Origin of the sequence: Streptomyces sp. NPDC058674, from assembly GCF_042716505.1 — a bacterium.
In the GTDB taxonomy this organism is placed as follows: Bacteria; Actinomycetota; Actinomycetes; order Streptomycetales; family Streptomycetaceae; genus Streptomyces.
Window position 1 is genome coordinate 26,941 of record NZ_JBHXSC010000068.1, and the last position, 13,217, is coordinate 40,157.

A 13,217-nucleotide genomic window follows, 5' to 3' on the forward strand; every position below is an offset into this window, starting at 1 on the left:
CATGCTGAACTACGCCCGCCCCTGCCCATCTGACGTTGCATCAGCTAGACCGGTGCCATGACGACAGGAGAGCGCGACCACGACCACGACGATGACCGCGACCGTGACCCCGGGCGGCAGCCGGACACCCGCCCCGACGACTACGCCCGGCTCGCGGCCGTCGGCCCCTACGGAGTGCGCCCCGGCCATGCGCTGATCACCATGGTGGAGCCGCACCCGGGACACGAGTTCGCGTACAACCGCTGGTACGAGGACGACCACTACTACGCGGGCGCCATGGCCATGCCCTGGATGTACGCCGGGCGCCGCTGGGTGGCCACCCGCGAGCTCCAGGAGCTGCGCTACCCGGAGAAGTCGGCCGTGGCGCAGCCGGTCACGGCCGGCTGCTACCTCTCGACGTACTGGGTCACCCAGGGCCGCTACGACGAGCACATGAAGTGGACCGTCGGCATCAACAAGCGCCTGAACCGCGACGGTCGGGTCTACCAGGACCGCACCCACGTCTTCACGGCCTTCCAGGACCACGCGGCGACGGTCTACCGCGACGGGGCGGCCGGCCCGCGGGACTTCCACGCCCTCGACCACCCGTACGCGGGCCTCGTCGTACAGGTCGTCGACGCCGACGGGCCGCAGCAGCGGGCCGAGCTGCTGGAGTGGCTGCGCTCGCGTGCCCTGCCGAAGCGGCTGCAGGGTTCACCGGCGGCGATGGTGACCGTCTTCCGGCCGACGCCGCTGCCCGGCGACCGGATGACCTACGTCAAGCAGGTGGAGGGGGTCGACACCCGGCTCACGCTGCTGTGGTTCCTGGAGGAGGACCCGCGGGCCTGCTGGGACCGCTTCCAGGGGCTGGACGCCGAGGTCGCCGCGGCGGGGCTGGGCCGGGTGGAGCTGGTCGCGCCGTTCGTCCCCACGGTCCCGGGGACCGACCGGTACGTCGACCAGCTGCGGTAGCCGGCGCCCGGCGGTCGGCGGCCGGTGCGTACGCGGCCGTGGCCGAGCCCCCTCGGCCAGGACGGCGGGCCGGTCGAGAGGGCTCCGGGCGGTGGTGCGGGTGGTGCGGGTACTGCCGGTGGTGCAGGTGCTGCGGGTGGCGCCGATCGTCGGGTGGAGACGGTGGGGAGGTGCGCCGTGGCGTTCAGCCGAGGCGCCCCGACCGGCCCGCGGTGACATCGGTGACGAACGAGGTCCAGGAGCCGGGCGCGAAGGTGAGGGACGGACCGTCCTGCACCTTCGAGTCGCGGACCGCGACGGCCTCGGTGAGGGGGGACTTGACCTCGACGCAGGCGCCGTTGGCGGAATAGGAGGACTTGGTCCAGTTGTCCGTGGCGCCCAGGCGAATAGCCATGTTTCTCTCCGGTTCAGCGAGTGGTTCCCGTGTCGTGTCGACTGGGTTTCCGGCCGACCTGATCGACGCTACCCGCAGCTCTTCACCGGTGAAGGGGCCATTCACCCGACCGAGTGGCATATTCCATTCAGGCCTTCTGTGGCCGGGGAGTGACGGTGTACCGTACCGGCCCTTCATTGGCCGGCGTCCGGTTTCGCACGGTTCTACCGGCTTGCGTCGGCGTACTCGTCGATGATCCCGGAGATGAACTGCCGGGTCTGGTCGACGCTGAGCGCCTGGGCGCGCAGGTGCTCGTACATCACGCTGTACTTCTGCACGTCGTTGGCCTTCTCCAGGTACAGGTCGCTGGTCACGCCCTCGATGTAGACCACGGTCGAGTCGGACGCGTCCGGGAACTCCAGGATGGCGTACTGGCCGTTGACGCCCGGGTGGGCGCCGAGCGAGAAGGGCATCACCTGCACGGTGACGTGCGGCTGGTCCGACTGCTCTATCAAGTACTCCAGCTGCCGGATCATCAGTTGCGCATCGCCCACCTGCCGCCGCAGCGCCGCCTCGTCGATGACGGCCCAGAGCCGCAGCGGACCGAGCTCGGGGTTGTTGTTCTCCGTCTCGGACAGCCGCTTCTGGCGGTGCATCCGGACCTGGACGCGCTTCTCCACATCGGCCGGCGCGGTCTCCGGCCACGCCCCGCGCACCAGGGACTGGGCGTACTCCGTGGTCTGGAGCAGGCCGGGGATCACCAGGGGCTCGTACGTCCGCAGGCTGGCGGCGTCCGTCTCCAGCCCGATGTAGACGCTGTACGGGATGTCGCCGAAGGCGTGCCACCAGCCCTGCTGGCGGGAGTCCTTGGCCATCTGCATGAGCGAGTCGACGAGCCGGCGGTCCTCCACCTCGTACACGTCGCACAGGTCGCGGACGTCGCGCTGGCTGATGGAACGGCGGCCGTTCTCCAACCGGCTGATCTTCGACTGGGAGACGAGGAGCCGCTCGGCCACCTGCTCGGCCGTCATTGCCTTGTCCTCACGGAGCTTGCGCAGCTCCATGCCCAATCGGCGCCGTCGGACGGTGGGATTGACATTGGACGCCACGTGAACGGCACCTCCGCCTTCTTCTGTTTCTGTCCCGCTGTGTGTCTGATGTTGAGCAGACTGCCACCGAAGCGTGGCGCGCCGCTGGGGAACGGCAGGGAAAACAGACGCGCGGGGTGGCGGAGCCGGCGGACCGGCCCCGCCACCCCGCGCCCTGGCGGTTCCCGAACCGGGTCCTCGCGGACGGCGGTTGCGGTGGTGACGTTGCGGTGGAGCGATGGAGCGGTGAAACGGTCGTGCGGTGGGGCTGGTCGTGCGGTCCGGCTGGTCGTGCGGTGGATCAGTGCGCGGCCACGCGGGCCATGGCACCGGTCCGGCGCGGCTGCATCGGGACGCCGCTCGCCGCGGCGCGGACCGGCGGTGCCGGTGCGCGGTCGCGACGCGGCTGTGCGGCCACACCGTTCTGGACGTCCATCACGGCGTGCGCCACGAGTCCGCCCATGGGGTCATGCCGGATCAGGTCCCGCAGCCGGGATCTGGACGACCGCCCCTCGTTGCCGGGGTACAGGTGCTTGCCGAGTCCGACCGCGTGGGCCAGCGCGGCAAGCGCCGCGGTCCGCGGGTCCGGCGGTACGCCGGTGCGGATCGCACTGTCGAGCCGGGCACGGATCTCCCGGCTGATCGCCGTGTCCGTCGCCTGGTAGCGAGTCGTCGGCAACACACCGCACATCTGGCCCGCGACGGCATGGACCATGCCGCAACGCTCCAGGTGAGCGAGGTAAATCTGGCGGAGCCCCAGTCGGGGTCCACCGATCCAGTGGACGGCCCGAACCGGACTGCCGCGCCTGCGCAGCAGTTCCAGTGCGGAGTCCAGAGTCGGATCTCCTGTCGGCCGTGGCATCACCACGGCGATACGATCCCCGTCAGGGGCTATCCGTCCTGCCAGAGCCAGCTCCACTAGCTGTGCCCCGGCCAGGCCGAGGTCGAGCGACTGCGGCTGCGCCGTGGTACCCGTGGCCGGGTCCAAGGCGAGCAGCAGAAGCTCCTCCGGAATTGTTCTGCGGCTCCTGCCCATCCATGCCTCCCCGCGTGGATGAGTGACAGGGTGACGCCTCTCACATTCATCTGTCGAGAGCGCCTGCCCGCTTTGCGGGGGAACTTGCAGCTATGTCGTTCTCGTCTAGCACGGGGGCGATGCCCCCGAGACGGGACACTGTTAGACATTCGGACAGCCGGACGTTGCGGCGATCGAGGAGGAACTGGTGGCGGGCGAGTCCCCCGAGAAGTCGGTAGATGCAGGAACGCCGGGGGCGGCGGAGTCCTCCGCGGATCGTGATCCGAGGCGTTCGGTGTTCCGGCCGCGCGATCCCGAACCGGGCGGCCCGGACGCGGACGCGGGCCCCCGGGCGGACGCGGAGACGCGCCCGGAGGCGGACGCGGAGGCGGACGCAGAGGCCGGTGCCGCTGAACGGGACCCGCTGCGCGAGGCGGTGGCGGCCTGGGTCGCCACGGCCGACGAGCCGAAGGCGCCCGCCGATTCCGCTTCCGGCGACGCGGCCAAGCCCACGAGGGCCCCGGCGAAGCCGACGGCGGGCTCGGGCACTGCCTCGGGCGCGGGCCCGGCCACCGGCGCGGCGTCGGCCTCGGCCAGGGGCGCGGGCCCGGTCTCGGGCACCGCCTCGGACGCCAACGCGGCGTCGCGCCCGGACACGACCTCGGACACGACCTCGGACGCGGCGCCGGCCTCGGCCGCGGGCACGGCCGCGGAATCGGCCCCCGGCGTGGCCTCGGCCGCGGACGCGGCCTCGGGCACGGCGTCGCGCACGGACGCGGACTCGGCCAGGGGCGCGGGCTCGGGCACTGCCTCGGACGGGGACGCGACCTCGACCGCGGGCTCGGTGGCGCGTACGGCCTCGGGCGGGTCAGGCGGAGCCGGGCCGAAGGGACCGGCGTCCATCCCGGCCCCGGCCGCTGCCGCCGCCGAACGGCCCGGCTCCGGGCCTGCCCCTGCGGGCGAGTCCGCCGAGGGCTCGGCGAAGCCGGCCGCCGGTTCCGGCGATTCGGCCGAGACCGAGGCCGAGACCGGTTCGGGGTCTGGTTTCGGTTCCGGCAGAGGGTCGGCGCAGCCGTCCGCCCGTTCCGAGCGGTCCGCCGCGCAGGACGCCCCCGCCGAGGGGGCGGGCAAGGCGACCCCCGGGTCCGACCCATCGCGTTCCGCTTCGGAGCCCGCCGATCGTGAGCGCACTGCCGTGTTCCGTGCGGTGGCGCCTCGGTCTGTGCCGTCTCCGAAGGATTCCGCTTCGTCGGGTGAGCGGGGCGGTGACCCGACCGAGGCCGCTGATGGTGAGCGGACCGCGGTGTTCCGTGCCGTACCGCCTGCGGCTGAGGCCAAGCCGGCGGATGCGAAGCCTGCGCAGGGTGCTCCGGTCGACTTCTTCCGCAAGGGGAAGACCGCCGCTCCGGAGGCGACGGGGAAGCCGGCCGGTGGGGGTTCTGCTTCGGAGCCCGCCGATCGTGAGCGCACCGCCGTGTTCCGTGCGGTGGCGCCTCCGGTCACGTCGTCTCCGAAGGATTCCGCTTCGTCGGGTGAGCGGGGCGGTGACCCGACCGAGGCCGCTGATGGTGAGCGGACCGCGGTGTTCCGTGCCGTACCGCCTGCGGCTGAGGCCAAGCCGGCGGACGCGAAGCCTGCGCAGGGTGCTCCGGTCGACTTCTTCCGCAAGGGGAAGACCGCCGCTCCGGAGGCGACGGGGAAGCCGGCCGGTGGGGGTTCCGCTTCGGAGCCCGCCGATCGTGAGCGCACCGCCGTGTTCCGTGCGGTGGCGCCTCCGGTCACGCCGTCTCCGAAGGATTCCGCTTCTGCGAGTGGGCGGGGCGGTGACCCGACCGGAGCCGGGTCGTCCGACAGCGACTCCGACACGGCCACCGACGACGACGCCGCCGACAGCGAGCGCACCGCCGTCTTCCGCGCCGTGAAGCCCCCCGTCGCACCGGCCGGGAAGACCGGGGCCGACCGGGCCGCGCCGCCGAAGGCCAGTACCTTCGTACCGCTGCGCACCGAGGGGGCACCGGCACCGGCCGCGGCCCCCAGGCCGAAGCCCGCGCCCGCCGCCGCACCCGCGCCCCAGCCGAAGCCCGCGGCGGCGGCGCCCGCGGCCGTGTCGGCGCCCTCGGTCGACTCCCCCGAGCGGACCACCCAGCAGCCGCTGCCGCCCAAGCCCCCGCTCGACATGCTGGCGGACCTCACCAACAACCCGCCCCCGCCGCCGAGCCCGCTGCGCACCGCCGTCCGGCGGGTCAAGATCTACGCGCCGCTCGTCGTGCTCCTGGCGATCGTCCTCGGCATCGTGCAGCTGGTGCGCCCGCTCCCCGAGCCGGCGCTCGTGATGACCGCGAAGTCCTCGTACACCTTCGACGGCTCGAAGCCCGACCTGCCCTGGCCCGGCGAGGGCCAGGCCTACATGGCCGCCGCCGGCCTCGGCACGCTGGGCCAGTCCGGCGAGCAGAAGCCCGTCCCGATCGCCAGCGTCACCAAGTCGATGACGGCGTACATCATCCTGCGCGACCACCCCGTCAAGAAGGGTGAGAAGGGCGAGATGATCGACGTCGACAAGACGGCCGAGACCGAGGGCAAGAAGAACAACTCGACCGACAACGAGTCGACCCTCGACACGGTCAAGGAGGGCGACAAGCTCTCGGAGTACGACGCGATCGCCGCGCTCATGATCCCGTCGGCCAACAACATCGCCCGGCTGCTGGCGCGCTGGGACGCCGGTTCCCAGGAGGCGTTCGTCAAGAAGATGAACGACACCGCCAAGGAACTCGGCATGAAGAACACCACGTACACGGACCCCTCGGGTCTGGACGCGACCACGGTGAGCACCGCCGAGGACCAGGTCAAGCTGGGCCTGAAGCTGGTGGAGATCGAGACGCTGCTGGAGATCACGAAGAAGCCCAGCTGGGAGGATCCGTCGGGCAAGGTCTGGCGGAACTGGAACGGCCTGGTCCCGTACAACGACTCGCTGGGCATCAAGACCGGTACGACGACCAAGGCCGGCGGCAACCTCCTCTTCGCCGCGCAGAAGAAGGTCGGCAGCACCAACCAGCTGATCGTCGGCGCCGTCCTCGGCCAGCACAAGCCGCCGATCATCGACAGCGTGCTCGCCGCGAGCAAGCAGCTGATGACCGCCACCCAGAAGTCCCTGGTCGGGTCGCCCGTCGTGAAGAAGGGCGATGTCGTGGGGTACGTGGACGACGGGCTCGGCGGTCGTACGCCGGTCGTCGCCACCGCCGACGTGCAGGCCGTCGGCTGGGCCTCGCTGACCGTCGCCATCAAGCTGTCGCAGGCCGACGGCAGCAAGATCCCGCAGACGGCGAAGGCCGGCACCGAGATCGGCGTGCTGACCGTCGGAGAGGGCGCCAGCCAGGTGAAGGTGCCGGTGGCGCTGCAGAGCGACCTGGTCTCGCCGGGCATCGGCAGCAAGCTGACGCGCGTCGGCTGACCGCAGGTGAGAGCGTGGACCCGGCACCCCGGGCAACCCCGGGGTGCCGGGGCGCGTCTTGGGACCCGGGACGTGCGTACGGGTGTGGACTCGGGTGTTGGGGAGTACGGCAGTGGCCACCGCTGAGCAGCAGGGACGGCGCCGGAGCGCCGCCGCGCCGGTCGACGGCGGGGCCTCCGGGGCGCCTGCGCGCCTCCCGGCCCCCACGGCCGGGACCGCGGGCGGAGCCGTCCGGCCCCCGGCCCCGCCGGCCTCCGGCGGCGCGCTCCGCCGCGGTCTCGACGGGGCGCGGCGCCGCCCGGTGGCCGTTGCCACCGTCCTCGCCGCGCTGCTCCACGTCCTGTGGTTCTTCAGCTTCGCCAACAGCGGCGGCGACCTCGCCGCGCAGGACGCCTGGGCCGAGTTCGTCGGCCGCCATCCCGACTCGGCGTACAACCTCGCCTGGTACGGCGGCATGCACCCGGTCTCGTACAGCGTGGTCTCGCCGTACCTCATGCACGTGCTCGGCGTGCGCACCACGATGATGATCGCGGGCACGGTCTCGGCCGGGCTGCTCGCACTGGTCCTGACCCGCTGCCGCGGGGCGGTGCGCGAACCGTTGTGGCCCGCGCTCGCCGGGGTGTACGGGCTGTTCTGCAACGCCCTGTCCGGCCGGGTCACCTTCGGCCTGGGCGCGATGTTCGCGCTCGGTGCGGTGGCCGCGGTCTTCTGCTGGCCCCGCAAGTGGTCGCGGCGGCGCTGGGCCAAGGCCGCCGTGGCGGCCCCGCTGGCGGGGCTGGCCACGGCGTCCAGTCCGGTCGCGGGCCTGTTCCTGGGAGTGGTGGCGGCCGCGCTGTTCCTGACCGGGCGGCGCCCGGGGGCGTACGCGCTGGGCCTGGCGCCGGCGGCGGTGGTCGGGCTGTCGGCCTGGCTCTTCCCGTTCTCCGGGACGCAGCCGATGAGGCTGGGCTCGGCCTGGCTGCCGTTCGTGTTCGCCCTGGCGGTCCTCGTCCTCGTGCCGAGGCGCTGGAAGACCGTCCGCGTCGCCTCGGCCGTGTACGCCGCCGGGACGTTCCTGACCTGGGCGGTCGACTCGCAGGTCGGCTCGAACGTCACTCGGATGATCATGCTGTTCGGCGGCGCGGTGCTGCTCGCGGCCCTGCCGTACAGCGCCCCGCGCTCGCGGCGCCGGTACGCGGTGCTGCTGGCCTTCGCGGGGCTGACCGTCTGGATCACCACCAACAGCGTCACGGACATCATCCGCACCACCCCGCTGGCCGCCTGGAACCGCGAGCTGGCCCCGCTGGTCGACCAGCTCCAGAAGGCGGGCGCCGACCGGGGCCGGGTCGAGGTGGTCCCGGCGAGCAGCCACCGCGAGTCCTCCGCCTTCCCCTCGTACGTGAACCTCGCGCGCGGCTGGAACCGGCAGGCCGACCTGGAGCGCAACCCGCTCTTCTACGACGACACCCTGACCGCCGCGAGCTACCGGGAGTGGCTGGACCGCTGGGCCGTGCACTACGTGGTGCTGCCGGCGGACAAGCCCGACGAGGGCGGGAGGGCCGAGGCGAAACTGGTGAGCGGGGACCTCCCGTACCTCCAGCAGGTGTGGGGCGACGCGAACTGGCGGCTCTTCAAGGTGCAGGAGCCGACGGACCTGGTGTCCGGCCCCGCGCGGGTGGTCCGGGCGGGTCCCGACCAGCTGGTCGTGCAGGTGCGGCGGGCCGGGCGCGTACTGGTGCGCATCCCGCACTCGCCGTGGCTGGGGCTGGTGGACGGCGACGGCAGGGCGGTGGTCCCGCCGCAGGAGACCTTCGCCTCGCTGGCGCGGGGCGGGGGAGGGGGCGGGGCCGGGGCCGCGCTGCCGAAGGAGTTCGCGAACACGGCCGGCTGCCTGTTCAAGGCGGCACCGGACGCCTCCGGTGACGTGTGGACGGAGCTGCTGGCGCCCGGCCCGGGGGAGTACCGGGTCGCGGCGAAGTACCAGCTGCCCAGGGGCACGCCCTGCCCGGAGGAGCTGGTGCACCGGACCCTGGGGACACCGAGGGCGCCCGCGCCGCCGCAGCCGTGAGGCCCGCTTGGTGATCCCGAATTCTTTACGTCCGGTCCGGGTGCGTCGGCCCGTATATGTGCATACGATCCGAGTAGTCCGATTGGGTGCTTCCCGAGGGAGTTGACGGGATGAGCGAAGAGCAGAAGCGGGACGTCCGGGCCGCCGTCGCGAGGGTGCAGGAACACCTCCAGCCGCCGCGCGCGCAGGGGCACGGCTTCGAGGGTCCGGTACGCAGCAAGGTCAAGGGCGGAGCGCACACGAAGGCGGACCTCAAGCGGGCCGGAACTCCGCAGGGCGACCGCATCGGCGAGCGCAGCAGAGGCCTGAGCTGACCCTGCGGCTCGGCAACCCGTACGAGCAACCCGTACGAGCAACCCCGCGGCCCTTCCGGCCCCGCCCGGAAGGGCCTTCGCAACCCCTCCGCCGCTTCCCCCGGGGGCAGCACGACGGCCGCACCCGGCGACCGGGCGGAGGTCGGCACGACCGGGGTCCGGCGACCGGGTCGAGGGGCTCGCGTGGACGGGTGCACGGCCCGGGTCCGGGGCCGTGGTGGCCCGGGGCGCAGGCGGGCAGGACATCTCGCCGGCGCGGACCCGGGGGGCCGCCGGGGCGGCCACGCCGACCCCGTACTACCGTGATCCGACCGGCGGCGGGGGGCGTCGAGCCGATCGCCGGCACGGCGCCGTCCACAAGCCGCCGCGAGACATCCACACGGCCGCTGGCGTCACCGACGTGCAGCTCAGGGAACGGGACCCATCATCCAGTCGTCCACCGGCTCCGCCGGGACCGAGAGCCGCCACGCGTGGACGCGTCCGCCGGCCCGCCGGGCAACGGCGCCCCCGCCCGTACCGCGCACCCCCCGCCCGGGGCCCGCGGCACTGACCCGTCGCCCGCGGCCCTTGGCGCAGCCCGCCCGCCCGGGGCCCTCGGCGCAGCCCGCCCCGGCCCCGCTGGTTCACCGGTGAGCCTGTTGCCCGCCTGGACGGCCACGCTGACCTGGAAGGCCGCCGTCTTCATCACGCTCATGTGCTGCGGCCTCGCCGCGCTGCTCGGCGTCCTCGTGCACCGGGCGATGACCCACCAGACCGAGACGAACGCCCGCGACAAGGCGACGGCCCGGCTGGACCGCACGATCGCGGCGTACGAGACCGGCCTGCGCCTGCCGCGCGGCGAGGGCATCGACCCCGTCGGCCTCCCGCCCCGGCTCCGCGCCCTCGCCGTCGCGGGCAAGCGCGGCACCGCCGTCGGCACGCACCGCGGCCGGTCCGCGATGTGGGCGGCGGCGCCGGCCGGGGACGACACCGCCATAGCCGTCTCCGTGGACTTCACCGGCGCCGAGCGGACCATCGCCGAGCTGGACCGGGCCATCCTCGGCTCCTCGGCCCTCGCCATCGGCGGCACCCTCCTCACCGGCGCCTTCGGCGTCACCCGCGTCACCCGCCGGCTCCACCTGACCGCGCAGGTGGCCCGCCGGATCAGCGCCGGCGACCTCGACGCACGCGTCGGGGACCACACGCGCCACAAGGACGAGGTCGCGGCCGTCTCCCGGGCCCTGGACACGATGGCCGGCACCCTCCAGAGCAAGCTGGAGGCCGAGCGGCGCTTCACGGCGGACGTCGCCCACGAGCTCCGCACCCCGCTGACCGGCCTGATCGCGGCGGCCGAACTGCTGCCGCCGGGCCGCCCGGCCGAGCTCGTACGGGACCGGGTGCAGGCGATGCGCGAGCTGACCGAGGACCTGCTGGAGATATCCCGGCTGGACACGGGCTGCGAGCGCGTGGAGCTCGACTCCTACGACCTGGCCGAGCTGGCGGCCCGTACGATCCGCGCCTCCGGCACCGACACCGCCCTGGTGGTGCACGCCACGGCCCGCCTGGAGACGGACCGCCGCCGACTGGACCGGATCATCGGCAACCTCGTCGTGAACGCCCACAAGCACGGCGCGGCCCCGGTCACGGTCACCGTCGACGGCCGGAGCCGGTCGGTGACCGTCACCGACGCGGGGCCCGGCTACCCGGAGTACCTGCTGGCCGGCGGCCCGCAGCGGTTCCGTACGGAGGGCATGAACAAGGGGCACGGCCTCGGCCTGACCATCGCCGCGGGCCAGGCCAGGGCCCTCGGCGCCACCCTGACCTTCCACGACCGGAAGGGGGGCGGCGCCGAGGCCCGCCTCAGCCTTCCAGCGTCCGCAGGACCGGAAGCAACTGCGCCTCCTCGTGGTCGAGATGAGCCTCCAGCTCCCGGCTCAGCCGCTCCACGCGACCGCTGAACCCCTCGCCGGGCGCGTCCAGAGCCCGTACCAGCTCCTCCTGGAGCCGGGCGATCACGCGGTGCTCCTCGCCGATCCTGTGGAAGAACTCCCGCATGTCGGGATGGCGTTCGGCCAGGTACGGGAAGAGCCCGGCGTCCTCGCTGCGGTGGTGGAACTCCAGCGACTGGCAGAACGCCAGGCAGTGCTGGCGCAGTTGCAGCCCGATCGAGCCCCGGCCGCCACCGCCGGCGGCGCCGCCCCCGCGCACCTCCTCCCGTACGAGGGCCAGCTGCGCCCGCAGCCAGCCGTGCACGTCGAGGAGCTTCCCGGCGATCCCCTCCTCCCCGCCGGGAGGGGCCTGGTGGGTCCGCTGGAGGACCACGACGGGGATCGGCCGCGCGGTGCGCTCCTGGTAGTCGCCGTACCCGGGGACCGCGCGGACCACCTGCGCGAACAGCTCCCCCCGCCGGGCCCCTTCGGCGGGCACGGCGACGGCCTCGTACTCCCCGGTCCCGGTCTCGACCCGTACGAGGGGATGCGCGAGCAGGTTGTGGAACCAGGCGGGATGCCGGTCGGCCCCGCCGGCGGAGGCGACGACGAGCAGGTGCCCGCCGTCGGCCCCGTCCTGCCGCACGAAGCCGAGCGGCACGGTGTGCGGCTTCCCGGACCTGGCCCCGGTGGTGGTGAGCAGGACGAGCTCGGAGCCCTCGAAGGGGCCGCCGACGCGGCCGGAGTTGGCGCGGAACTCGTCGATGACGGACTGGTTGAACGATGCGAACGATGTGGGTGGCACGGTGTGTGGGTCCTCACGGTGTGTGTGCGTGCGAATGGCAGCGGAACAACCGAGGGAAATCACCCGTAGCCGGTGGCGTGGAAGCCCATGGACCCGGTCCTTGACGAACAGGTGCCTGCCCAACCACCGCCCGGCCCACATCTCAGTAGGCGGCGTCACGCGACACGCGCACCATGAAACCACACGCCGCAGAGACGCGGAAAGACGCAGAAAACCCCCTGCCGCCACCGGCAGGGGGTCCTCGAATGTGCCCTCGGCAGGATTCGAACCTGCGACACCGGCTTTAGGAGAGCCGTGCTCTATCCCCTGAGCTACGAAGGCCGGGATCTGTCGGAAAACACGTCTGAAAGTCTGCCGTGATGGGCTGACCGCGCAGGCGTGCTTGGCGACAGGGCGTGGTGGCAGCCCGTGAGGGCGTAGCCGCCGTGGTCAGTGTAGCGGGTGGCGCATGATCCGCAGGCGGAGATGTGTGCCACCTCCGGCGGGGCGCCCTCTCCGAGGTCGTGGCGGCAGGGCCCCGTCTCAGGCCCCGCGCGGTCCGTGACGCCGAGCTGACCGAGCAGGTCACGGAACCGCGACCCGGTCCGACCCGGGTCGTCTGCGACGTCCAGCCCGACGCCACGGTCCTCGGTACGCGCTGGTGCGGCGACCCGGTCGGACGTACCGGGCGGTGCTGAGGCAACGCGACCGCCGAAACGTTCAACAAGCTCACCACGTGGCAACCTCGGCCAGTCGGACAGTTGACCTGTATGTTTCCGGCCAACCTTGATCTCAAAGGGCACCCTGCGTAGGGCAGTTGACCATACAATGCTCCGACCGAAGGCGTTGAGAGGGACGAGTAGCGCCGTACGCGGCCAGGAGCGACCCGGGGATGGTGCGAGCCCGGGGGCGAGCGCGGTGTGAAGATCACCCGGAGCCGCCGGAGGAAAGCCGGGGACTGGTCTTGGCCAGACTCGGTGAGTAGAGCCGGCATCGGAACCGAATGAAGTGGGCTCGGCGTGTGCTGTTTCCGGGCCAAGAAGGGTGGTACCGCGGGAGCCCGGCTCTCGTCCCTTCAACGGAACGATCCGCATATCCCACCGGAGTATCGTCGATGACATCCCCGCAGTACCGCCCGGTTCCCGCCCAGGTCGACCTGCCCGCTCTCGAACACGCCGTCCTGGACTTCTGGCGTGAGAGCAAGACCTTCGCCAAGACGCTGGAGCAGTCCGAGGGCCGTCCCGAGTGGGTCTTCTACGAGGGCCCGCCCACCGCGAACGGCATGCCCGG

At 72.8% G+C, this 13,217-nt stretch carries 11 protein-coding genes and 1 tRNA gene; 6 read left to right on the plus strand and 6 right to left on the minus strand.

What is annotated here, in order from left to right; translation table 11 throughout:
• Positions 1–57: 57 nt before the first annotated feature.
• Positions 58–951, plus strand: coding sequence for a hypothetical protein (locus ACFWU6_RS27680; protein ID WP_383812711.1), 894 nt, complete (start codon positions 58–60; stop codon positions 949–951).
• Positions 952–1,135: 184 nt separating this feature from the next.
• On the opposite strand, the gene ACFWU6_RS27685 is transcribed toward ACFWU6_RS27680, so the two are convergent.
• From ACFWU6_RS27685 to ACFWU6_RS27700, 4 genes are all read right to left on the minus strand, one after another.
• The gene (locus tag ACFWU6_RS27685) at positions 1,136–1,345 is read right to left on the minus strand and encodes a DUF397 domain-containing protein (RefSeq protein ID WP_383812712.1); all 210 of its coding nucleotides are present in this window, start codon (positions 1,343–1,345) and stop codon (positions 1,136–1,138) included.
• A 203-nt stretch (positions 1,346–1,548) separates the two neighbouring features.
• Positions 1,549–2,433 (minus strand): helix-turn-helix domain-containing protein, encoded by an 885-nt coding sequence (locus ACFWU6_RS27690; protein WP_383812714.1) that lies wholly within the window; start codon positions 2,431–2,433, stop codon positions 1,549–1,551.
• 280 nt (positions 2,434–2,713) lie between these two features.
• A complete protein-coding gene (locus ACFWU6_RS27695; RefSeq protein ID WP_383983631.1) occupies positions 2,714–3,448 on the minus strand; it encodes a GPP34 family phosphoprotein in 735 nt (244 codons plus the stop codon).
• Positions 3,449–3,589: 141 nt separating this feature from the next.
• Positions 3,590–4,330, minus strand: coding sequence for a hypothetical protein (locus ACFWU6_RS27700; protein WP_383983633.1), 741 nt, complete (start codon positions 4,328–4,330; stop codon positions 3,590–3,592).
• Between the two features lie 1,015 nt (positions 4,331–5,345).
• On the opposite strand from ACFWU6_RS27700, the gene ACFWU6_RS27705 reads away from it, so the two are divergent.
• The 4 genes from ACFWU6_RS27705 to ACFWU6_RS27720 all read left to right on the plus strand — a co-directional run bounded on the left by ACFWU6_RS27705 (position 5,346) and on the right by ACFWU6_RS27720 (position 11,173).
• Complete coding sequence (locus ACFWU6_RS27705; RefSeq protein ID WP_383983635.1) at positions 5,346–6,875, plus strand: D-alanyl-D-alanine carboxypeptidase family protein; 1,530 nt, start codon at positions 5,346–5,348, stop codon at positions 6,873–6,875.
• Between the two features lie 112 nt (positions 6,876–6,987).
• The gene (locus tag ACFWU6_RS27710; protein ID WP_383983637.1) at positions 6,988–8,922 is read left to right on the plus strand and encodes an MFS transporter; all 1,935 of its coding nucleotides are present in this window, start codon (positions 6,988–6,990) and stop codon (positions 8,920–8,922) included.
• 110 nt (positions 8,923–9,032) lie between these two features.
• Entirely contained in the window at positions 9,033–9,236 is a 204-nt protein-coding gene (locus ACFWU6_RS27715) for a hypothetical protein (RefSeq protein ID WP_383812797.1), read from the plus strand.
• 692 nt (positions 9,237–9,928) lie between these two features.
• Positions 9,929–11,173, plus strand: a complete 1,245-nt coding sequence (locus ACFWU6_RS27720; protein ID WP_383812803.1) for an ATP-binding protein — start codon at positions 9,929–9,931, stop codon at positions 11,171–11,173.
• On the opposite strand, the gene ACFWU6_RS27725 is transcribed toward ACFWU6_RS27720, so the two are convergent.
• Both ACFWU6_RS27725 and ACFWU6_RS27730 read right to left on the minus strand, forming a co-directional pair.
• Positions 11,076–11,948: a nitroreductase/quinone reductase family protein gene (locus ACFWU6_RS27725; protein WP_383983639.1), complete on the minus strand. Its 873-nt coding sequence runs from the start codon at positions 11,946–11,948 to the stop codon at positions 11,076–11,078. The genes ACFWU6_RS27720 and ACFWU6_RS27725 overlap by 98 nt on opposite strands.
• Positions 11,949–12,196: 248 nt before the next feature.
• A tRNA-Arg gene (locus ACFWU6_RS27730) sits at positions 12,197–12,269 on the minus strand.
• 772 nt (positions 12,270–13,041) lie between these two features.
• Between ACFWU6_RS27730 and ACFWU6_RS27735 the strand changes: the two genes are divergently transcribed.
• Positions 13,042–13,217: class I tRNA ligase family protein (locus tag ACFWU6_RS27735; RefSeq protein WP_383983643.1), on the plus strand; the 176-nt coding region annotated here is incomplete at its 3' end.

What these genes read in the sequence shown, in the direction of transcription:
- ACFWU6_RS27695 (WP_383983631.1), bottom strand. Translation starts at nt 3,448, where the DNA reads ATGGGCAGGAGCCGCAGAACAATTCCGGAGGAGCTTCTGCTGCTCGCC.
- ACFWU6_RS27715 (WP_383812797.1), top strand. Translation starts at nt 9,033, where the DNA reads ATGAGCGAAGAGCAGAAGCGGGACGTCCGGGCCGCCGTCGCGAGGGTG.
- ACFWU6_RS27680 (WP_383812711.1), top strand. Translation starts at nt 58, where the DNA reads ATGACGACAGGAGAGCGCGACCACGACCACGACGATGACCGCGACCGT.
- ACFWU6_RS27720 (WP_383812803.1), top strand. Translation starts at nt 9,929, where the DNA reads ATGTGCTGCGGCCTCGCCGCGCTGCTCGGCGTCCTCGTGCACCGGGCG.
- ACFWU6_RS27700 (WP_383983633.1), bottom strand. Translation starts at nt 4,330, where the DNA reads ATGGACGCCGGTCCCTTCGGCCCGGCTCCGCCTGACCCGCCCGAGGCC.
- ACFWU6_RS27685 (WP_383812712.1), bottom strand. Translation starts at nt 1,345, where the DNA reads ATGGCTATTCGCCTGGGCGCCACGGACAACTGGACCAAGTCCTCCTAT.